This is a genomic window from Streptosporangium oxazolinicum, assembly GCF_039537505.1.
Taxonomy (GTDB): domain Bacteria; phylum Actinomycetota; class Actinomycetes; order Streptosporangiales; family Streptosporangiaceae; genus Streptosporangium; species Streptosporangium oxazolinicum.
Genome location: NZ_BAABAQ010000001.1, coordinates 272969 through 293331, shown reverse-complemented (window position 1 = coordinate 293331; position 20363 = coordinate 272969). Strand labels below are relative to the sequence as shown.

General features: G+C 68.6%; 16 protein-coding genes. 8 read left to right on the top strand and 8 right to left on the bottom strand.

Annotated features, from left to right (window positions below):
* Positions 1-74: 74 nt before the first annotated feature.
* Positions 75-1058 (top strand): CAF17-like 4Fe-4S cluster assembly/insertion protein YgfZ, encoded by a 984-nt coding sequence (gene ygfZ, locus ABD817_RS01385; RefSeq protein WP_344914081.1) that lies wholly within the window; start codon positions 75-77, stop codon positions 1056-1058.
* Between the two features lie 181 nt (positions 1059-1239).
* Here the strand turns inward: ygfZ and dtd are convergent, their stop codons facing one another.
* A complete protein-coding gene (dtd, locus tag ABD817_RS01380; RefSeq protein ID WP_329089692.1) occupies positions 1240-1665 on the bottom strand; it encodes a D-aminoacyl-tRNA deacylase in 426 nt (141 codons plus the stop codon).
* 57 nt (positions 1666-1722) lie between these two features.
* On the opposite strand from dtd, the gene ABD817_RS01375 reads away from it, so the two are divergent.
* Entirely contained in the window at positions 1723-2664 is a 942-nt protein-coding gene (locus ABD817_RS01375) for an asparaginase (protein ID WP_344914077.1), read from the top strand.
* A gap of 38 nt (positions 2665-2702) precedes the next feature.
* Here ABD817_RS01375 and ABD817_RS01370 read toward each other — a convergent pair whose 3' ends face one another.
* Positions 2703-4421 carry a DUF2207 domain-containing protein gene (locus ABD817_RS01370; protein WP_344914074.1) on the bottom strand — a complete coding sequence of 573 codons (1719 nt, stop codon included), beginning with the start codon at positions 4419-4421 and terminating at the stop codon, positions 2703-2705.
* A gap of 269 nt (positions 4422-4690) precedes the next feature.
* Here ABD817_RS01370 and ABD817_RS01365 point away from each other — a divergent pair, with 269 nt between their 5' ends.
* The 3 genes from ABD817_RS01365 (at position 4691) to ABD817_RS01355 (ending at position 7320) form a co-directional block, all read left to right on the top strand.
* Positions 4691-5719 (top strand): neutral zinc metallopeptidase, encoded by a 1029-nt coding sequence (locus ABD817_RS01365; protein WP_344914071.1) that lies wholly within the window; start codon positions 4691-4693, stop codon positions 5717-5719.
* Positions 5720-6142: 423 nt separating this feature from the next.
* On the top strand, positions 6143-6778 hold the full coding sequence (locus tag ABD817_RS01360; RefSeq protein ID WP_344914068.1) for an SGNH/GDSL hydrolase family protein: 636 nt from the start codon (positions 6143-6145) through the stop codon (positions 6776-6778).
* Positions 6779-6990: 212 nt separating this feature from the next.
* Positions 6991-7320, top strand: coding sequence for a hypothetical protein (locus tag ABD817_RS01355; RefSeq protein ID WP_344914065.1), 330 nt, complete (start codon positions 6991-6993; stop codon positions 7318-7320).
* A gap of 292 nt (positions 7321-7612) precedes the next feature.
* Here ABD817_RS01355 and ABD817_RS01350 read toward each other — a convergent pair whose 3' ends face one another.
* The 5 genes from ABD817_RS01350 to ABD817_RS01330 form a co-directional block, all read right to left on the bottom strand.
* Positions 7613-9187 carry a cellulase family glycosylhydrolase gene (locus tag ABD817_RS01350; RefSeq protein ID WP_344914062.1) on the bottom strand — a complete coding sequence of 525 codons (1575 nt, stop codon included), beginning with the start codon at positions 9185-9187 and terminating at the stop codon, positions 7613-7615.
* 178 nt (positions 9188-9365) lie between these two features.
* Positions 9366-11891: a glycoside hydrolase family 9 protein gene (locus tag ABD817_RS01345; protein WP_344914059.1), complete on the bottom strand. Its 2526-nt coding sequence runs from the start codon at positions 11889-11891 to the stop codon at positions 9366-9368.
* Positions 11892-12036: 145 nt separating this feature from the next.
* Entirely contained in the window at positions 12037-15000 is a 2964-nt protein-coding gene (locus ABD817_RS01340; RefSeq protein ID WP_344914056.1) for a glycoside hydrolase family 48 protein, read from the bottom strand.
* Between the two features lie 663 nt (positions 15001-15663).
* Complete coding sequence (locus tag ABD817_RS01335) at positions 15664-16980, bottom strand: ice-binding family protein (RefSeq protein ID WP_344914053.1); 1317 nt, start codon at positions 16978-16980, stop codon at positions 15664-15666.
* A gap of 186 nt (positions 16981-17166) precedes the next feature.
* A complete protein-coding gene (locus ABD817_RS01330; RefSeq protein WP_344914050.1) occupies positions 17167-17397 on the bottom strand; it encodes a hypothetical protein in 231 nt (76 codons plus the stop codon).
* A 37-nt stretch (positions 17398-17434) separates the two neighbouring features.
* Between ABD817_RS01330 and ABD817_RS01325 the strand changes: the two genes are divergently transcribed.
* Complete coding sequence (locus ABD817_RS01325) at positions 17435-17644, top strand: DUF397 domain-containing protein (protein ID WP_425583218.1); 210 nt, start codon at positions 17435-17437, stop codon at positions 17642-17644.
* Between the two features lie 445 nt (positions 17645-18089).
* On the opposite strand, the gene ABD817_RS01320 is transcribed toward ABD817_RS01325, so the two are convergent.
* Positions 18090-19352 (bottom strand): hypothetical protein, encoded by a 1263-nt coding sequence (locus ABD817_RS01320; RefSeq protein ID WP_344914047.1) that lies wholly within the window; start codon positions 19350-19352, stop codon positions 18090-18092.
* 95 nt (positions 19353-19447) lie between these two features.
* Here ABD817_RS01320 and ABD817_RS01315 point away from each other — a divergent pair, with 95 nt between their 5' ends.
* Together ABD817_RS01315 and ABD817_RS01310 are read left to right on the top strand one after the other, a co-directional pair.
* Positions 19448-19906, top strand: coding sequence for a hypothetical protein (locus tag ABD817_RS01315; protein WP_344914044.1), 459 nt, complete (start codon positions 19448-19450; stop codon positions 19904-19906).
* A gap of 80 nt (positions 19907-19986) precedes the next feature.
* On the top strand, positions 19987-20289 hold the full coding sequence (locus ABD817_RS01310; protein WP_344914041.1) for a hypothetical protein: 303 nt from the start codon (positions 19987-19989) through the stop codon (positions 20287-20289).
* Positions 20290-20363 lie beyond the last annotated feature (74 nt).

The following is a 20363-nucleotide window of genomic DNA, read 5'->3' as shown; positions in this document are numbered from 1 at the left end:
CCCCTGCTCGAAGCACGTGAAGATCGGGCGGAGCCGCTGCCGTTCGCATCGGCGGGGCCTCGTAGGCTGTGGGTATGCGAAGCCCTCTGCTGGACACTCCCGGCGCGGTCGCGGCTGAGACCCCCGACGCCGACGTCGCCGGACACTACGGCGACCCGTTCGCCGAGCAGCGCGCGCTGCTCGCCGGAGAGGCGATGGTCGACCGGAGCAACCGCGAGGTCGTCCGGATCTCCGGACCCGACCGTCTGAGCTGGCTCAACAGCCTCAGCTCGCAGAAACTCGACGACCTGAAACCCGGTCAGCCCACCGAGACGCTGCTGCTGGACGCCCAGGGCAGGGTGGAACACCACCTCGTCCTCGTCGACGACGGCGAGGCGGTGTGGGCGCACGTCGAGCCGGGCACCGGCGCGGAGGTGGCCGCGTTCCTCGACAAGATGCGGTTCATGCTGAGGGTCGAGGTCGCCGACGTGACGGATCGTTACGCCGTGGTCTCCGTGGCGGGGGAGGCGCGCCCCGACCTGCCCGAGGGGGCCGTCGCCGTCGGCCGGGACGTCCTGCTCCCGCGCGACCTGCTGGCCGGTCGGCTCGGGCTGGGGCTCGCCGGGCTCTGGGCGTACGAGGCGCTGCGGATCGAGGGGCACCGTCCCCGCCTGGGCTTCGAGACCGACCACAAGACGATCCCGCACGAGGTGGGCTGGATCGGCTCGGCCCTCCACCTCAACAAGGGCTGCTACAAGGGCCAGGAGACCGTGGCCCGCGTCCACAACCTGGGCCACCCGCCCCGCCGCCTGGTCTTCCTGCACCTGGACGGCAGCGTCGACACCCTGCCCAAGCACGGCACCCCGGTGACCCTCGACGGCGCGGAGGTCGGTTTCGTGGGAAGCTCGGCGCGCCATCATGAGCTGGGCCCGGTCGCGCTGGCCGTGGTGAAGCGGACCGTGCCGGTGGACGCCACGCTGGAGGCCGGGGGGGTGGCCGCGTCCCAGGAGATCATCGTGCCGCCGGACGCCGGGCGCAACGTCCAGATCGACCCGGGCCTGCGCCGCCGCATCCGCTGACGACATCTGACGGTGTCGCGTCCGGGGCGGGCCACTCCGGCATGCCCGGATGTCACGCCCCGGCTCCCAGGCACCGCCCCGGTTCCCGGGCACGTCCCGATCTGGGCACCCCGGCTTCCCCGGATGCCGTGACTTCCGGGCCACTCCGGTTTTCCGGGAGGCGTACGGCCCCGGAGGGGGCTCAGATGTCCAGGACGAGGGTGATCGGGCCGTCGTTGGTCAGGCCGACCTTCATGTCGGCGCCGAACACCCCCGTCTCCACCCGGGCGCCCAGCCCGCGCAGCTCGGCGCAGACCGCCTCCACCAGCGGTTCGGCGACCGGCCCCGGGGCGGCTGCCTGCCAGGTGGGGCGGCGGCCTTTGCGGGCGTCGCCGTACAGGGTGAACTGGCTGACCACCAGCAGTGGCGCGCCGATGTCGGAGCAGGACTTCTCGCCGGAGAGGATCCGCAGGCCCCAGAGCTTGGCGGCGAGCCTGGCCGCCTCGGCGCGCGTGTCGGTGTGGGTCACGCCGACCAGGACCAGCAGCCCCGGTTCGTCGATCGCCCCGACCGTCACGCCGTCCACCACCACCGACGCGGAACTCACCCGCTGTACGACCGCACGCATGCCCCCATCATCCCGTGCTCCCGGGCATCCCTAGACTTCGGACGAAAGGAGACAAAGGTGTCTGCTGAGTCATTGTTCGTCGAGGTTGTCCGTTCGGGGTTCGTGGAGTCCACCCATCGGGCGCGGATGCTCGCGGTGGCGGCCGACGGGTCGCTGGTGAGGGTCCACGGGGAGGTGGACGCCCTGGTGTCGCCGCGCTCGTCCATGAAGCCCCTGCAAGTGCTCGCCATGGTCCGCGCCGGGCTCCCGCTGGAGGGGGAACTGCTCGCGCTGGCGTGCGCGAGTCACGCGGGGGAGCCGTTCCACGTGGACGGGGTACGGAGGATCCTGGCCGGGGCCGGTCTGGACGAGAGCGCGCTCGGCTGCCCGGAGGACCTGCCGGAGGACGTCGCCTCCCGCGACGAGGTGCTGCGCTCCGGAGGGGGCCGGGCCAGGGTCTACATGAACTGCTCGGGCAAGCACGCGGCGATGCTCGCCACCTGCGTGGCCAACGGCTGGCCGCTGGAGACCTACCTCGCCCCGGCGCATCCGCTGCAGCGGGCCGTGCGCGCCACGGTCGAGGAACTGACCGGCGAGCGCGTCGCCGCCAGTGGGGTGGACGGTTGCGGCGCCCCGCTGTTCTTCGTCTCGATGCTGGGCGTGACGCGGGCGTTCCGCGCCCTCGTCCGGGCCGATGAGGACACCCCGGAGCGCCGCGTCGCCGACGCCTTCCGCGCCCACCCCGAGTGGACGTCGGGGACCACCCGCCCCGAGGCCCGGCTGATGCGGGCGGTCCCCGGACTGCTGGTCAAGGCCGGGGCCGAGGCCTTCGACGCCTTCGTCTTCACCGACGGGCGCTCGGGAACCGTCAAGGTCGAGGACGGCGGCCAGCGCGCCCGGGTCCCGGTCACCGTCGCGGCCCTGACCGCTCTCGGCTTCGAGGCCCCCGGGCTCGGCGAGCTCGCCGCCGGGGTCCTGCTCGGCGGGGGGCGTCCCGTGGGCGAGATCCGCGTACGGTAGCCGCCACGGATCCCGCGTACGACGGTCGCTAAGAGGTTTTACAGCGAGCGGAACTGGCGGGTGGTGGAGATCGCTCCCGAGGTGGTCATGGTGAAGGTCCGCATCGAGTCGGCGAACCTGGACAGGTCCCACTCGGCCGGGCCGTGGTACCAGTACAGGTGGTCGGCCTGCTCGCCGTTTCCGGTGACCGAGGAGACCACGCGGGCCCAGCGGTCGACGCTGTCGAAGATCACGGCGTAGGGCAGGTAGCGGGAGAACAGCTCCACCCGCTGGGCCACCGGGACGTCCCCGCCGATGTCGGCGCCGGACAGGTACTCCCTGAAACCGAGGGTGTGGGCGAGGGCGCCCGCGCCCTTGGCGGTCTTGGCGGGCATGTACTGGCCGCCCACGGCGAGGGCGGCCCCGGCGATGATCAGAGCCAGGCCGAGCACCCCGTACGTGGTGAACCAGGCCAGCCCGACGGTGGCGAGGACGCCGAGGCCGGTGAGGGCCACGCCGACGGTCGTCCAGCGGGTACGGACGGTGTCGGGGCGGCGGGCGAACCAGCCCTGCGTGACCACGTCGCGGTAGAGCGCCTCGCGGACCTTGCCCAGCTTGGCCCCGAACGATCCCTGGAGCTCCGAGAGCAGCACCGCGTCACGGCCGTCGAAGATGGCGTCGTAGAGCTCACGCTCGTAGGGCATCAGCGAGGCGACCTGGGCGGTGGGCATCCGTACGAGCCTCCAGTCGGGGGTCTCGTACGTCTGCCGGGGCTGCTCGTCGATCCTGAGGTAGCCCCGGACGGCGAGGTCGACGATCGTGGCGGTCACGTCGATCACGTCGGCCTGCTCGTCCATGAGGGTGCCGATCTGGCCGGGGCGGACGCCGTCCGGCGGGGCGAAGTGGCCGTTCTCGACGCCGCTGAGCGAACCCGACTCGTGGCCGACCACGCGGGCATCGCGGCCCCGGGTCCAGTAGAGGAGGGCGAGGCCGCCGAGCATCAGGATCAGCAGTCCGGCCAGCGCGCCGCCGGTGACGGCGTTCAGGGTGAAGGCGTTGGACAGCTCGAAGCGGCGTTCCAGGACCGGCACGCCCCTGGTGGCACCGGTGGGGTAGCCGACGACCACGGTGAGCACCTCACCGGCGCCGAGGTCCTGCTGCCCGAACTCGGCGGTGACGCCCGTGTGGTCCATGGACGCCTCGGTGCAGGCGATCGCCGAGGTCAGGGGACCGGCGAAGCACGACAGGCTCTGCATCGCGGCCGGTCCGCTCACACTGACCCTGGCCTGCTCGACGGGGACGGACCAGGCGCCCACCGCGTACCACCGCAGCTCCTGGGCGTCGGCCAACGGTGTGACGGCGCCCTGGACGTCGTACTCCAGGGTGGCGCTTCCCGTGCCCTTCAGGGTGATGGTCTCGCCGGTCAGCGTGGCGTCGCCCTTGAGGTCGGTGACCCGGTAGAGCCGGTCGCTGCCGTCGTCGTAGCGGGTCCGGTCGACGAGGGCGCGCGACGGCGCGTCACCCTCGAAGACGACCTCCTCCTTGACGTGGAGCACGCCGTCCTGCCGGAGCTCCAGCTGGACCGTCGTGCTCGTCACCTTGTCGGCCTGCGCGCCCTGCGCGACCCGGGTGGTCTGCACGGCCTGGGAGGTCCCCGCACCGGCCCGCCCCGCCTGGGGGGACTCGGCGCCGGTCGGGCCGCTCGCCAGTGTGGAGGAGGCGAGGGCGGGGGAGGCGAGGACGGGGGACGCGCTGAGTGCCAGCGCGAGGACGGCCACCGAGGCCAGACTCCCGGCAGCTCGGAGGGAGAGAGCCACCCTGCGGGAGAGGGCCGTTCGGCGCGGGAGAACCATTCGGCGCGGGAGGGCCGCTCGATGCGGGAGGGCCGCTCGGTGCGAGGAAGATGCCGCCATGTGTCGGGAGCTTAGCGAGATCCACCGGCCCGTGACGGCCGACCCCATATCCATTTTTTCCCACTCATAAACCCATATGTGGTTGCATCCGCTAGATTGCCGCCCGGAGATCAACTCTTTGGAGAGGCGGTCGCATGCGCCCACGGGGGTCGAACCCGCTGGCCTTCGGTGTGCTCGGCGTTCTCGCCACGGCGTTCGCCGCGGTCGTGGTGATCGCGGGCCTGGCAGGTGGGGAGGAGACCGAGGTTCCCGCCGGTCCCGGCACCGCCCCGGTGGCGACGAGGAGCGCGATCCCCCAGCAGACGGGCGACACCGAGATCACCACGCCGGACTTCACCCCGCCGGAGAAGCTGAACCTCGGCTCGCTGGGCGACGTCGAGATCACGCCGGTCGCCGCGCGGCGGAACCTGGCCGTCGACCTCCGCTACATGCGACGCTCGGACACCGCGGCCCGGCTCAAGCGCAACCCGCTGTACGGCACGGGCCTGATGCGCCCCACGTCGTGCCGCGCCCCGAGGCCCTCGACCCAGCCCCGCGACATGCTGTCCTACCTCAACGCCGTCACCGACTGCCTGGAACGGGCCTGGTCGGCGAAGTTCTCCCAGGCCGGAGCGGTCTTCCTCCCGGCGCGCAAGGTCTACTGGTCCCGTCCGGGACGCGGGCCCTGCGGCACCTACCCCGACGCCAACGCCTCCGCCTACTACTGTCCGTCCAACCGGGGCATGTACGTCGGCCTGAGCCACGTGATCGAGCAGAGCGGTGACGTCGATCCGGCCAGGAACCACGTGCCCTACCTGGCCGTACTCGCCCACGAGTACGCGCACCACGTGCAGAGCATGGCGGGTATCGGCGGAGCCTGGTGGTGGGAGGTCTCCAACAAGTCCCGTAGCGCCCAGGACGCCCACTCCCGCCGCCACGAGCTCCAGGCGCAGTGCCTCTCCGGGGCCTTCGTCCGCACCGTACGGGTCCCGCTGGGGGTCACCAACGCGCGCTGGCAGGAGGTGCTGCGCACGGAGTTCGGGCGCGGTGACGACCAGAACGGCGGCACCCGGCGCGACCACGGCAGCGGCGAGCACTACGCCGCCTGGCTCCACCAGGGCTGGAAGTACGCCAGGATCGCCTACTGCAACACCTGGTCCGTCAGCCCCTCCGAGGTCAGCTGACCCGTCCCCGTCCCACGGCGTCACCTCGGTCCGGTGGTGACCCGGACGGTCGCGGTGCGCACGGTAATGCCGGGCCGGGTTCTCGCGATATGAACGGTGGCGCCGGGCTGGGTTGTCGCGGTGTGGAGGGCGGCGCCGGGCTGGGTGGGCCGTGCGGTCGCGGTGTGAACGGTGCCGTTCCGGGTCGGTGGTGCCGCTCCGATCCGATGGGCCGGGCCGGACCCGCGAGGCCGGTCGTGTTCGTGGGACGGAGTCGCCACGGGCGTCGGGGGACATCTGCAATCATGTCGGGAGCCCGACGTTTCCCGAGGTGGCATGCGCGCGCCCGTACGTAGACGACCGTGGGCGTTCACGGTCGCATTTCTTGTAGCGATTTCCTGCCTTATTTCGGGATGTAGCCCCGGAGACGGCACGACCACGCCGATGTCCGCCGGTACGGAACCCCCGTCCACCCGGCAGCCCCAGGCCCCGCTCGTCATGATCGTCGGCGACAGCTTCACGGTCGGGTCGGGTCCCGTACGGGGATGGGACGGCTACGCGGCCCGGGTCGCGCGTGAGCTGGGCTGGCAGCTGATCACCGCGGGCGCCGCCGGAACGGGCTTCGTCAACCCCGGCAGGGTGGGCCGGACCTTCCGGGACTCCTTCGTCAAGGAGCTCTCCTGGCGTCCCGAACCCGACATGCTCATCATCTCCGGGGGGCGCAACGACCGAAGGATCGAGGCCGTCAGGATCGAGAGCGCGGCCGTCCACCTGGTGGAGCTGGTCAGGCGGCGGTGGCCGCACACCAGGATCGTGCTGGTCGGCCCGATCTGGATGACCAAGGCTCCCCGGTGGGCCTACGGCGTGCGGGAGGCCGTCGCGCTCGCCGCCGACCGGCAGGAGGTGCCGTTCCTCGACCCGTTCGAACCCCTCGGCCCGCACGGCCGGGGCTGGGGTCGCGGAGCGGTCCTGCCCGACGGTGTCCACCCCACCCTCGTCGGCCACGTGCGCCTCTCACGCTGGATGGTTTCCACGCTGCACAAGCACGGCATCGACCCGCGTTCTCCTCGTGGAACATAAAGGACATTTCTACACAAACCGCCCCGTAGAAGTTTAATGACGACCATAAGCGGACAATCGTAGTGCAAAAGGATTGAATTACCGTTTATGGGCAGACATGGCAGGAAATCATGACAAGCGGGGATGGCTCATATCTGGCCACCTCTAGTGATTTCCGGCCGATCCAGAAATGCCGGGAATCGGGGTAATTGAACCTTTCGAGGGGAAAAGCAATGCCCAAGTTCAAGAGTGTTATCGCAGGACTCGCGTTCACTGTGGCGCTGACCGGCGGGGCTGTCGGTATGGGTGCGGCGACCACGGTCGCGAGCGCCGGCGCGGCGACCGCCACGGTCACCGCCGCGGCCTTCCCGACCTGGGGCGGCGGTGGCTGTGGCCGCGGCTGTGGTCGCGGCTGCTGTGGCGGCGGCGGCTGGGGTGGCTGGGGCGGACACCGACACCACCACCGCCAGCACTTCAAGGTGCGGATCAACAATAACAACAACAACTTCAACCGCCTGGAGAACAGGAACCGCAGCGGCGGCTTCGGGTTCGACGACGACTGACCGGGTCTCCCGATCGCCGGACCACGCCCGCGCCCCGATCCGGGCGCGCTGCGAGGGAGCCCCGTGGCCGGTGTGAACCGGCCACGGGGTCGCGGTGAGGCCGCAGGTGGACGACCTCACCGGCCTGCGTACGACGGGAAGAGGCAGGGTGAGGCCGCCGGTGACGGCGGCCTCACCGCTTGGCGTACGACGGGAAACGGTCGCGCGGGGCGGTGAGGCACCGGGGTAAAACTAAAAGACGTTCTATAAAGACGGCCGTTCGATACGACCAGGAGACGGCCACCGGGTACGGCTAGGAAATGGCGGGGACGGGCGGGGTGCCCGTGCCGGACCAGGTGCCGATGAAGCCGAAGGTGGTGGATCCCCCCGCCGGGACGGCTCCGTTCCAGGCGGCGTTGGTGAAGGTGAAGACCGGGGGAGCCGAGGAGAGGGTGGAGCTCCACGACTGGCTGATGTTCACGCCCGAGGGGTAGGTGAGGACGGTCCGCCAGGTGGTGACCGCGGAGGCGCAGCGGACGGTGACCTCGCCCTGGAAGCCACCCTGCCAGGAGTTGGTCGTCCGGTACGTCGAGGTGCAGCCGCTCGGCGGGGTCGAGGTGGTCGTGAAGGTCGTCGCCGAGGAGGCGGCCGAGGTGTTCCCGGCGGCGTCGCGGGCGACGACGGTGACGGTGTAGGCGGTCTGCGCGGTGAGGCCGGTCAGGGTGATGGAGGTGGTCGCGGAGGAGCCGAGCCTGGTGGTTCCCCGCAGGACGTCGTAGCCGGTGACCGCGCGGTTGTCGGTGGAGGCGGTCCAGGACAGCCGGGCGCCGGTGGCGGTGACGTCGGAGGCGACGGGGGTGCCGGGCCTGGTCGGCGCCTGGGTGTCGGGGGTGCCGGTGCCGCCGTAGACCGTGGCCTCGACGGAGGTCCGCGCGATGCCGTTCGCGCCGTTGAACAGGCGCTGTCCCCAGCTGGTGAGGGCGGTCACGTCGAAGTTGGTCACCTGGTCGAGATACTCGACGCCGCCGCCGTTGCCGCTCCACGACCAGCCGAGGTAGCCGACACCCCTGGCCTGTGCCTGGGCCATGATCGTGTCCTCGTCGGGGTTGCCGTCGGAGTGGTCGAAGCCGAACTCGCCGACCACCAGCGGCAGTCCCGAGGTCTGGAACGCCTGGAGGTAGGAGGTGACCTCGGCGGCCGTGTCGAACACCCCGTACATGTGGACGGAGAAGACCGTGTTGCGCTGCGGGTCGGCGGCGAAGACCGTGGCGGCGTTGTCGCGCATGGTGAAGCCCCAGTCCTGGCCCCAGTTGGGCGCGTCCACCATGATCAGGTGTTGGAACCCGTTGCTCCGCAGCCGGGTGATCGCGGCCGAGGTGGCCTGGGTCCAGCCCGGGGTGGTCGCGGTGTTGCCGAAGGGCTCGTTGCCGATGTTGAGGACGACGTAGTCCTCCTGGCCGACGATCGCGCTCTTGACGCCGATCCAGTAGTCCACGGCCTGGTCGAGGGTGTACGCGCCGCTCTGCTCGCCGTACCCGGTGGTGTCATGATTTTCCAGGACACAGATGAGCCTGTTCTGCTTGCAGAGCGAGACGATGTTCGCCACGTCGGAGACGCCGTTCGCGGTCCACCGGCCGCCGCTGAGCACCACCCGGACGGTGTTCGCGCCGAGTGACTTGATGTTCGCGAACGAGCCGGTCTGGGTCGGGTACCAGGCGTGCGGGTGGCTGGTGCCCCGCATGACGAACGCGTTGCCGTTCGCCTCAAGGATTCGCGTGCCGCTCACGTGGAGGCCGACGGCGGCGTGGGCGGGCGGTACGGAGACGAGGAACGGGAGGGCGAGGAACGGGAGAAGGAGCGCCGCGAGCAGCGCCAGTCTGGTGCGCATGGCCTACCTCGGTTGGGGAGTGCCCGGCCGGGCGGAGGGGTCGTCGCGCCCGGCCGGGGTGAGGAGGCGTCCGCTGGGAGGAGCGGACGCCCGGACAGGGAAGCGGGTGCCGATTCACGGCGCGGACCGCCGTGAACCGTCGGAACGAACCACCGGAACGAGTGGTCGAAGCGGGATGTCAGCCGACGGTGCAGGTCACCGGCACCGGGACGCCGTTGGTGCCGTTCTGGCTCGCGCTGAAGCCGAAGGAGGCCGAGGCGTTCGGGGCGAGGGCGCCGTTCCAGCTCACGTTCCTGACCGACACGTCCGCTCCCGTCTGGGTGTGCGTGCCGTTCCAGAGCTGGCTGATCGTCTGGCCGTTGGGGAACCTCCAGGTCACCGTCCAGCCGGTGATCGCCGAGGCGCCCGCGTTCGTGACGGTGACGTTCCCCTGGAAGGCGCCCTGCCAGCTGTTGCCGATCGTGTACGTGGCCGTGCAACCGCCCGCCGGGGCCGTCGTCGTGGTGAACGCGGTGCTCTCGGACGCGGCGGAGGAGTTGCCCGCCGCGTCCCTGGCCACCACGGACACGGTGTACGCCGTCGCCGGGGTCAGCCCGGTGAGGACGTACGAGGTGCCGGTGGAGGTGGCGACCTTCGTCGTGCCCCGGTAGACGTCGTAGCCGCTGACGCCCACGTTGTCGGTCGAGGCCGCCCAGGTCAGGGTGGCGCCGCTCCCGGTGATCGCGGAGACGGCGGGCTTGCCCGGCCGGGTCGGCGCGGTCGTGTCCTCCTGCGGCGGGGGCTCGTCGCCGGGCGGGTTGCCCCAGATCTTCGTCGTCCCCGCGTAGAGCGTGATGTTCCGCACCCGCACCGGGGTCGCGCCCGGCGTGGTGGCGACACCGGTGTACGACCAGTCGTTGGACGGGTCCCACGTCCCGGTGCTCGCGAGCCGGAACTGCACCTCGCGCCGGTGCTGTGACTGGCCCGCCGGGGCGATCGAGGTCCCGGAGCAGTCGATGGTGACGTAGTAGGTCTTCCCGGACAGCAGGGTCGGCCCGGTCGGCGCCTTGCACTGGTTGTAGGCGGAGGTCACCGAGACCTGGCTCGCGGTCGTGGTGCCGTCGAGGGTGAAGTAGTAGCGGAACGAGCCGTTGGTCAGCGGGCGCGCGGGCCAGGCCGACTGGTTCCGCACGATGGCCTTGATCTCGGTGAACGTCGAGCCCGAGGCGTTCACCCCGGCTTCCAGGAAGATCTCCGGGCCGTCGGGGGTCTCGGCGGCGGGGAAGTTCGCGGCCGGGGGACCGCCGTACTCGCGGTAGAGGCGGGCGAGGGCGCTGGTGAAGCCCGCGTTGTAGTCGGTGGCGACCTCGTTCATCACGTAGTCGTCGCGCCGGTCGGTGTAGGCGTCGTTGGGGTCGGGCGGGCCGCCGACGAGGGCGCCGTACAGGGTGTGGCGGGTCTCGGCCGGGTTGGTCAGCTGGTCGGTCCACGAGCCGTGCGCGGTGCGGTGGTGCGGGTTCCTCGGCGGGTTCGCGCCGAATCCGATCACGTACGAGGAGTTGCGCGGGTTGTCGCCGAGCGCGTAGTTGATCTGCCTGACCGCGAAGTCGTGATATCTCGTCTTACGTGTCGCGTCGGTGATCGAGTCCGAATGGACCAGCGCCGCGAACGCGGTGTTGGCCGCGTAGCGCAGCGACCCCCACCGGTCGAGCACGGCCTGGCCGCCGGGGGAGTATCGCACCCGCTGCCCGTCGACCCCGACCGTCCAGAAGTCGAGCCAGCGGTTGGCGTCGTCGAGATACCTCTGCTTGCCGGTCAGCTTGTTCAGCAGCACGTAGGCGCCGTAGGACTTGTCGTCCCAGGCGATCGTCCACTTGTAGGACTTGACGGTGGACTGCGGCTCGGTGCCGAGGTTGTCGTAGTACGACTCCGCCTTGGCCAGGTAGGAGGCGTCCTGGGTGGCCCGGTGCAGCCAGATCGCGCCCCAGACCAGCTCGTCGTTGTAGCCGCTCCACGACTGGTAGTAGCCCGCCGCGTCGGTGACGCAGTCGCTGTACTTCTTCCGCACGGTGTCGGCGAAGGTGTAGAGCTGCTTGGCGTGCGTCACCAGCGTGTCGGCATAAGTCGGGTTTGTCGGGCGGAAGACGATCGACGAGGCCGCCATCGCCGCCGCCGTCTCCCCGGCCAGGTCCGACCCCCCGCACGAGGCGTCGATCTTGTACGCGGGCCGCTCCATCTGCATCGCCTCGGCCGGACCCCACCAGGCGTGGTCCCTGCCGCCGTTGCCGACCTGCCCGTACAGCACGTTCGCCGACGGATGGGCCTTGATGAAGTAGTCGTTGACGAACTTGAGGTTGTTCAGCAGGTGGGTGAGCTGCCCGGAGGAGGCGTACGCGTCGCGGTACTCCACCGCGCCCCAGGCCAGCATCGTCGCGCTCGCCGCCATCGGCAGGCCGAACTTGACGTGGTCGCCCGCGTCGTACCAGCCGCCGGTCAGGTCGAGCCCGGCGTCCTGGCCGTCGCCGAGTCCGGAGGGGCCGCGCCAGCCGACGCGGTTCCAGCTCGGCAACGCCCCCGACTGCTGGGCCTCGTAGAACCAGATGGACTTCTGCAGCGCCTCGCCGTACGCGAAGGCGGGCGCCTCGGCCTGGGCGCCGGTGGCGGGCACCGTCACCGGCACGGCGGCCAGCGCCAGCAGCGCGAGCGCCGCGAGAGTTCTCTTCATCGGGGGGTGCGCCTCTCGGAGATGGTGCGAGGTGGTGCTCGGGGCGTGACGGCGGGTCAGGGATGCCGTCACGCCCCGAGGTCTCAGCGGGTCGGGCTCGTCGGGCTCGGGCCCGGCTCAACCAGGCCGGGCCCGAGGAGGGGAATCAGGGGAAGAGCCGGCCGTACTCGGCGAGGGCGACGGCCACGTCCACCTGCGCCCAGAACCGGTGGTAGTTGAAGGTCGGCGCGGGGCCGGTGCCCTTCAGGTAGGCGTCCACCTTCGGCCAGTCCGGGTCGTTCCTGTAGAAGGACCGGATGGACATGAAGGTCGAGCTGGAGTTGATCGTGTCGCCGTTGGGCATCTTGCCGGTCCAGCCCGGGGGCACGTAGACCGGGTCGTTGAGGCGCCGGTAGTCGGTCTTGGTCTCGGGGACCGAGACGCCCCTGGCGTCCTGGTTGTTGCGCCACATGCCGTCGAGCAGGCCCTTGGCGACGTTCTTCGCCGTGGCGTTGCCGGACTTGGCCGCGTAGTAGGTGAGCACCTTGGCGTAGGAGCCCGCCACGCCCACGTCGGTCGTGTAGTCCCTGATGCTCACGTGCAGCCCGGCGTTCGTGCCCGGGTTGGTGGGGTTCCAGGTGTCGGGCTGGCCGGTCCACACCAGCGTCGAGGGGATCTGGTAGGTCCCGTCGGCGTTGATCGTGGTGTTGTCGGTGGCCCACTTCACCCACTTGTCCAGCACGAGCTTGGCGTCGGCGTTGCCGGTCGCGTAGTACAGCTCCGCGACCCGCTCCATCGACCACGCCTGGAAGCCGAACCACTGGTTGGACGGCGGGTCGTGGTAGACCGGCTGCCAGTCGTACGCCATCCCGTAGAAGGTGGGCAGCGTCGACGGCGGGGCCGCGTAGTGGCCCTGCCAGCTGTTGGTGGCGCCACCGGCGATCGCGCCCTCGGTCGACTGGAGCCAGCGGTAGAACTCCAGCTGCCGCTTGGTGCTGGTGGTCCAGTCCTGTACGGCGGTTGCGCCCTTGGGCTTGAGCACGTCCACGCTGGACAGCGCCCACGCGGCCATCGGGTTCTGGTAGCCGGAGTGGTTGTGGCTGGAGCCGATCCGCCAGGCCCATCCGGCGGAGCTGTCGTTGGCGCCGCCCCAGGCGTAGTACCAGCTCAGCAGGTACGCGGAGCTGTCCTTGCCGGTCCCGGCCGGGCACGAGGTGCTGGTGCAGCCCTGCTTCTTGAAGTACTTGTCGTACATCGCGTAGCGCAGGTAGTCGCCCATCTTCGCGGCCTTGGCGACCGTCGCCGAGACCTGCGCGGCCTTGCCCTGCTCGGTGGCCCAGGTGTGCGCCCAGTAGGCGACCTGGACGGCGCGGGCGTCGGCGTCGGGGGCGTTGGTGTACTTCCACTGCTTGGCGTAGGAGCTGTCCCCGGTGAACAGGTCAAGGAACCCGTTCGGGCCGCCGTGCTTGAAGGTGTCGCAGGACGGCTGCGGGATGGTCTCGAAGACCGACTCCTCCGGGCCGCGCTGGTAGGTGTTGATGTACGCGGGCTTGGTGGTCCCGTCCCCGCAGCGGCCGAAGCCGTAGGTGTTGTCCACGTCCAGCAGCCAGTGCATGCCGTAGACGTCGCTGGTGCCGTACGCCGTCTTGAGCTCGTTCGCGATCGGGTCGACGCCGACGCTCACCCCGCTGTCCAGCCTGGACGGGTACTGCTTGATGTCGTCCCACTCACCGGCGTACGTGGCGGGCTTGGCCGGGTTGTAGAAGGAGTTGGTCGGCTGGTCGGCGGTGGCCGGGATGATGTACCTCTCCATCGAGGCCCAGGCGTCGTTGAACCTGGTCCAGTCGCCGGTCACCTTGCCGTACGCCGCCTCCAGCCACAGGTAGTAGCTGTACGCCTCGGAGGTGGTCTCGTGCCCGTGGTCCGGCGCCTCGACCATGAAGGTCTCGACGGAGTGGTAGGGCACGCCCTGCGGCGAGAAGTAGCCGTTCGCCGGGTCCTTGATCTTGTTGTACAGCGCGGTGAAGCGCTGGACGTACTCGTTGCCGCCGCCGTTCGAGTCGTTGTCGACCTCGGTGGCGGTCACCCTGGCCGAGGTGTGGCCGGTGGCGGTCGAGGTGAACTCGGCGCTGCCGGAGGTCTGGTCGGCGTCCTCGGCCGCCGCGACCCGTACCGTCTGGGCCGTGTTCCAGTTGGCGGTGGTGAAGGTGAGCGACGCCCCGGAGGAGACCGTGAGGTCGGTGTCGCCGCTCGTCCGCGCGGTCGCCACGGTGACGTTCGCGGACGGGGCCCTGGAGAGCCTGACCGCGAGGTCGGCCGTGCCGCCCTCGGGGACGGCGATGGTGGCCGGGGTGACGAGCACGGCGGGGGTCGCGTTGGCGGTGACGGTGATCCCCACGGGGGCGGAGGTGGTGGCCGCGCCCTTGTCGTCGGTCGCCCTGCTGGTGAGGGAGTAGCTTCCGGCCGCGACGTTCGTCCAGTTATAGGCGTACGGCGCGGTGGTGTCGGTGCCCAGCAGTGTGCTGCCGTTGAAGAAGTCGACCTTGGAGACGGTGCCGTCACTGTCGGCCGCGTTCGCGGCGATCGCCACCGTCGCGGGCGCGGTGAAGGTGGCCCCGGCCGCCGGGCTGGTGAGGCTCGTGGTGGGCGGCTGGTTGACGGGCGCGGTCCCGGCACAGGTGGTGCCGTTGATCGTGAAGGCGGTCGGCTTGGGATTGGAGCCGGACCAGGTGCCGTTGAAGCCGATGCTGGTCGAGGCGCCGGTGGCCAGGTTGCCGTTCCAGTCGAGGTTCCTGGCGGTGACGGCCTGGCCGCTCTGCGCCCAGGTGGCGCTCCAGCCCTGGCTGAGCCGCTGGGTGGTCGTCGGGAAGCTGAACCCGAGGGTCCATCCGGTCAGCGGGTCGCCCAGGTTCTTGACGGACACGCTGGCGGTGAAGCCGCCCTGCCAGTCGTTGGTGGTGTACGTCACGTCGCAGGCGACGGCCGCGAGGGCGGGGGAGGCCGCCAGCGCGGTGGTCGTCCCGGCCGCCAGACTGATCAGCGCCAGCGCGGCGACCCGTCTCCGGAAGCTTCTCCGGCAGCGTTTCCGGAGCTGTGGGAGCGCTCCCGCTTTTAAGGGGAACAGATGCATGAAATGGGCCTCCGTGAGTGGGGATCGATGCGAATCCGCTGGTGGTGGCACCGCATCAGATCAAGCAGGGGAGAGAGGGGGTGGGAGCGCTCCCATAAGGGATTCTGGAGACGGCGAACGGGATGTCAATGGCAGGCGCCTTTGGTTACACCGATGTTTCGTGACCCACGCCGTCAGGCTGCTGCGATCCCGGTGGCCTTTTTCGCGAACCATGAAAGTTTCAGAATCCTCGATCTTCCCGGTCGAGTGCTTGCTTGTGAGTACGCTCCGGGGGCCGGGCCCGTCCCCAAGGCGGCCGTCCGATCCGCGCGGGTCCCGGCCCGGCGCTCCGCCCCACCGGCCAACGGCCGACGGGGCGGATTCACCAGGTCCACCGGATTCCCGGGATTCACCGGCGGCGCCGGACGAACGGGTGGACGGGCGGGTGGGCTCATCCGCCACCCCGGCCGGTGACGGTGACGCGGAAACGGTGACGGTGACGCGGAAACAGGGTGCGAAACGCGGTGCGGAACGCGATGTGATTCCGCGTCACCCCGGAATTCCCGGACGATGTCTCTCCGGAACCGGAACCGGAACCAGAACCTGAACCCACTGACCTCTCGGACCCCGGGACGGCCGCTTTACCTCTCCATGCTCCGGGGAGCCGTTTTCCGGCCCGCCTTTTCAGCGCTGGTGGCGATGGTGCCTGAACCGTGGATGGTGGTGACGGTGGCGTTCCCGGTTCCTCGCCTTGAACGCCTTTCTCCGGGGCGGGTACGTTATGGCGTTCCGATTCTTCTTGTTGCCGGGACCGGCGGCGTTGGCAGGGGGAGCACCGGCGGTGTCACCGGTGCCGCCACCCGCGGTGGCCGGACTCGCCGGTGGTGCCGGGCAGATCCCCTTGGGGCCGACGGCCACGGCCAGCACCGGTGAGGTGCTGGGGTCGAGCCGGTTCGTCCCCGCGAAGGCCGCGACGAACTCATGGGTTCGTATCGGGACCTGGGAAACGATCAGTTTCGCCTGACCGGCGGCGTCCGATTGGGAGTTGTCCTGGCTCACCCCGTTGGCGAAGAACTCGACCGGTCCGGTCGGAGGGGCCGCCCCCGAGGACGTGACGGTCGCGACGAGGGTGAGATGACCCGGCGCTTCCGGATCGCAGAACGCGGCCAGCTTGGTGGAGGTATGCCTCGACGGCAGGACCGCGCAGGCGGATCGTGTGACGGTGGTTTTGTTCAGGATGACGGTGCCCTGGCGGGCCAGGAGGCGGCCGTTCACGGTCGTGCCGTTGGCCGTGGTGATCGAGTTCAGCGCGAGGAGGTTCCCGACGAAGGTGGAACCGGCTCCCAGCGCGGCCGAGCCGCCGATCTGCCAGAAGACGTTGCACGCCTGGGCGCCGTTGACGAGTTTCACCGTGCTGGCGGGCGCGGTGATCAGGGCGGGTGCCCTGAGGACGAAGACGGCGTTCGGGTTCCCCTGCCCGTCGAGGGTCAGATCCCCGGTGATGTGGAAGGCACCCGCGACGGAGTTGTAGACGCCCGGTTTCACGGTGAGTCCGCCGAGCTGCTGCGGCAGGGAGGCGGTGCCGGTCCGCCTGGCCGCGTTCTCGTAGGCGGTGGCGAGGTCGATCTGGGCCTGCGCGGCGACGGAGTCGGCCGCGTAGATGGCGCCCGCCACGACGCCGGGCGGGAAGCCGGTGGCCTTCGTTCCCGGGCTCACCCCCAGCTCGCCGGTGACGACGGTGGCGCCGGTCTCGGCGACCGTCGTTCCCGCCAGCACCGCGAAGTTCGTCGCCGTGCCGAGCGGCACCGGCGTCGCCTCGTTCGTGCCGGGTGTCGGGTTCGTCGTGTTCGTCGTGTTCACCGCGTTCGTCTCGTACGCCGCGCTCGCGGGGTGCGGTATCGCGGCGACGCAGCCCAGCGCGACCGCGACGGTCAGGGCCCCCGTCAGCCAGGAGCGGACGGTACTTCGCTGAGCAATATAGGAGTGACCAATGTCTGTCACAACTTTGTCCTTTTCTTTGGGTATTTCTCCGTCCAGGCGCATTGCCGATGATGCGCCATTTCTGCTGACTCTACTAATCGGCGGTGTCGTACGGGTTATGCGACATGCGGGATATTTTATTGTGTGGTTATCTGGGCGTATAAGAGAGATGGTACTTTTTATATGGGTTTCTGGGGCGTCCGGGGCTCATCGGGGAGGATCACGGCGTTCGGCGTCGAGGTGACGCTGCAACCGGGCTATCGCGCTGTCCACGAGCCTGCCCATCTCCCTCAGGTCGCGAGCCTGCCGCGCCCGCTCCCCGGCCTCCCAGTTCTCGATGGCCGCCTGGATGCTGGGGAAGTCTCCCTTCGTGATCCGGACGTCCCGCCCGTTGTCCCACCGCGTCGCCATGTCGCCGAGGATGTGCCAGCCGCTCACCCGCGCCTCCTCATCTGATTAAGGAGAAGGTCGAGCTATGGAGATGACCAACGAACTCGCCAGCGCCAAATGGCGTAAGTCCTCACTGTCCGGTGGCGATGGCGGCAATTGCGTTGAAGTCGCTGACTTGTCCGGAAATCGTACGGCGGTCCGGGACAGCAAGGATTCGTCCGGTCCGGCGCTGGTCTTCGCCCGCGCCGAGTGGGCGGCCTTCGTCGGCGGTGTGAGGCACGGCGAGTTCGACTAGGCCCCCTCCAGCAGCCCGTCGAAGGAGGTCCAAGCCAGGGGTTCGGCGTGTATGGGCGGTGTCGAGGGCCCGGCCGGTGGCCTCGCCGCCGAGCTGGTGCCGCCCGCGCAGGACGCCCCGATCCGGAACAGTCGCCTGATAAACGGTAGCCTCCACGCGGGGACGTGATCCCCGCGTGGAGGCTTCGGCGATGGGCTTATGACTGTCATGCGGTCGGGCGGTAGACCAAGACGATCGCGGCGGACTGAAGACCGAGGTCCCGGCCAGCTTCCAGGCGGAGGTGTCGATGCCCTCGGAGTCCTCTAGGAACGGACGGTCACCGGAGCAGGAACGGCCACGGTCCCCGTCAGCCAAGGCGACACCTCGCCCAAGCCTGGCACGCCACGGCGGTGCGCCATCATCTCGCTCGCGAATGCTCGGCGTTGGTGGACCCTGACGATCATTGTCAAGCCTCGGCTCTAATTCTCCATACGCGCTCTTCGTCTTCCCACCCGTGGGCATGTGCGATACGGGCGGCGAGTTCTGCCATGGTGGCGCGGATGTATATGTTCTGCGCCAGCTGCCATTCACCGTTGACCGGTTTCCAGAGTACACTTGTCGTGTCGGCTTCATCGGGCCGCTCTTCCCAGAAATCTTTGGCTATGGCCAAAGCTGTCCTTGGGTGACGCATCTCAAGATAGCAGCACATTCTGTTGTATGCATTTATCGCATAGGGCTCATAGCCCATGCGGGCCGCACTGTTTAGGTGTTCCAGAGCCTGCGTTGCGTTCTCTGGCAGCAGGCAGAAACCCAGGTTGTTCTGGGCGCTGGGGTCGTTGGGCCATTGTTGAACGGCAAAAGTGAACAGTGCAGCGGCTTCGCGGTGCCTTCCGTCACCCAGCAGGCTTATGGCGTGGCTCTTCAGTTTGTTCATCAAGAACAATGTCGATGGCGCGGAGTCGGACAGGACGTTTGAATCGAGAACTGTTCGATGTGCGATCTCTGCCGCGAGCTCACCGGTGGGGATGATACGACCTTCCATTATCCCGATCGGAAACATGATTGGGTCGATATCTTTTTGCCAGCGATACTCCAGATGAAGGGCTGGAAGAGACCAGTTGGCGAGATAGGTTTCGGTGAACCGTTCGATCAGCCATTTGTACCGATGCCGCAGTGACGCGTCGTCCGCCACGCTTTCGGTCTTTGACCAGAATTGCTCTTCAGTTGGAAGATCCAGTCGTACCAGTGTATTTAGCTCGGCGCTCCTTATCCAGCTAAGAAGCGGATGGAGAACCTCACGGTTTATTTCCACCACAAGCTCTTGGAGGTGCGGGGAGGCTTGCACTTTATCTGTCGCGACTGGAATCTTGAGGAGGGATCGCCATCCTTCGACGTCAACGTCGGCCTCGCGAAGATATGCGTTCGTGTCGCTTTCGGGAAGGATCTGATGAATCAGGAGTATCCCGAGCACCGGTCCCAAGATCTCAGCGGCCATGCCGTAGCGCACGAGAGACTCGGCGTCCAGGCCTCGCCGGGTGAGTTCTTGTGACGCGAGGTCGAACCGGTGAAGCTGTTTGGCACGTTCCTCCCGGTCGAGAGAGAGGCGGGACCGCAGGGTCTCCTGCATCTCGCAGACGAGGCTCGACGTCTGCCACTCGGTGCGCGGTGCTGCCTGGTCCTCACACATCAGCGTTTTGCGTGCGTCGAAGGGGCGACTCTCCTCGTCCACGATCACCTCCGCTTAGATCTTTACCTGGCGGTTACCCCGAGGCGTCATCTTAGCGGGTACGATCCTATGTATGATCCTGGCAAGAGGAGGACGCCATGACTGATGTGATCTTCCAATCCTCTGATCTCGCCAACAAGCGGACCGAAGTGCTCGACGCGGCGCGTGAGGGTTTGGCTCGTGTGCGCGACAAGGACGGAACCAGCCTCGTAATGCTCCCGGAGAGGCGCCTGCGCCTCTTGGAGGAGATCGCCCGGTGGTCTCGTGCCCATATGCGGCTTGACGAGCTGCTTCGCAGAGACGTCACCCTGAACGTCGGAGACTTGGGCGATCTCGCCTGGTTACGGGTTTTTGACGCGGACGATCTTCGTGAATTTGTAGAAGATCTACATGATGCCCTGATCGCCGCTCACTCCGACGAGGACACCACGGCTCTTGACGAATGCATTAGAGGCTGGCGCGTCACTGCTCGCCAAATCGAGGACCCTCTGCGTCGTTCCGTGCTGATGGGCAAGCGTGCTGCGGAAGACTTCGTTGAGGTCAGCGAGCCTCAGTGAGTACCAGCGCGTATCGACCGCATGCGCCGGCCAAGCGGCCGGGAGGGCGTCCACTCACGGCCCCGCAATATCGCGTGCTCGTGCACCGGAAATTCTTTCGCCACTACGAGCAGCTGGCTGATCGAGTAGGAATTCAGCAGGCTCAACAGTTCTGGGATCATGTGTCTCAGGAGCCCGGAAAACCTCCGGCGGTGGGGCAGACGACCATTCTCAAAGGTAAGGCGGGAAAGCCGCAGGGAACTGGATGGTCGCGTACCGTGCATTATGAGGTCAGTAGCTACGCTCGTATTGACTATCAATATAACGATGAGTATCAAACTTCCCCCGAAGGGGACGCCCATGCTGTCGTGGCTATTCTGACCATCAACTACAGTAGCCATTAACTCTGAGCATTTTTGTATGGAAAAGTACCCTTGAGTTGCGGGGTTGGGCTTTTCGGGGATAAACCAAAGCCGCG

Coding starts and splice junctions, on each gene's coding strand:
- ygfZ (WP_344914081.1), top strand. CDS start 75: ATGCGAAGCCCTCTGCTGGACACTCCCGGCGCGGTCGCGGCTGAGACC.
- dtd (WP_329089692.1), bottom strand. CDS start 1,665: ATGCGTGCGGTCGTACAGCGGGTGAGTTCCGCGTCGGTGGTGGTGGAC.
- ABD817_RS01365 (WP_344914071.1), top strand. CDS start 4,691: ATGCGCCCACGGGGGTCGAACCCGCTGGCCTTCGGTGTGCTCGGCGTT.
- ABD817_RS01360 (WP_344914068.1), top strand. CDS start 6,143: ATGTCCGCCGGTACGGAACCCCCGTCCACCCGGCAGCCCCAGGCCCCG.
- ABD817_RS01355 (WP_344914065.1), top strand. CDS start 6,991: ATGCCCAAGTTCAAGAGTGTTATCGCAGGACTCGCGTTCACTGTGGCG.
- ABD817_RS01350 (WP_344914062.1), bottom strand. CDS start 9,187: ATGCGCACCAGACTGGCGCTGCTCGCGGCGCTCCTTCTCCCGTTCCTC.
- ABD817_RS01345 (WP_344914059.1), bottom strand. CDS start 11,891: ATGAAGAGAACTCTCGCGGCGCTCGCGCTGCTGGCGCTGGCCGCCGTG.
- ABD817_RS01340 (WP_344914056.1), bottom strand. CDS start 15,000: ATGCATCTGTTCCCCTTAAAAGCGGGAGCGCTCCCACAGCTCCGGAAA.
- ABD817_RS01325 (WP_425583218.1), top strand. CDS start 17,435: ATGGAGATGACCAACGAACTCGCCAGCGCCAAATGGCGTAAGTCCTCA.
- ABD817_RS01315 (WP_344914044.1), top strand. CDS start 19,448: ATGACTGATGTGATCTTCCAATCCTCTGATCTCGCCAACAAGCGGACC.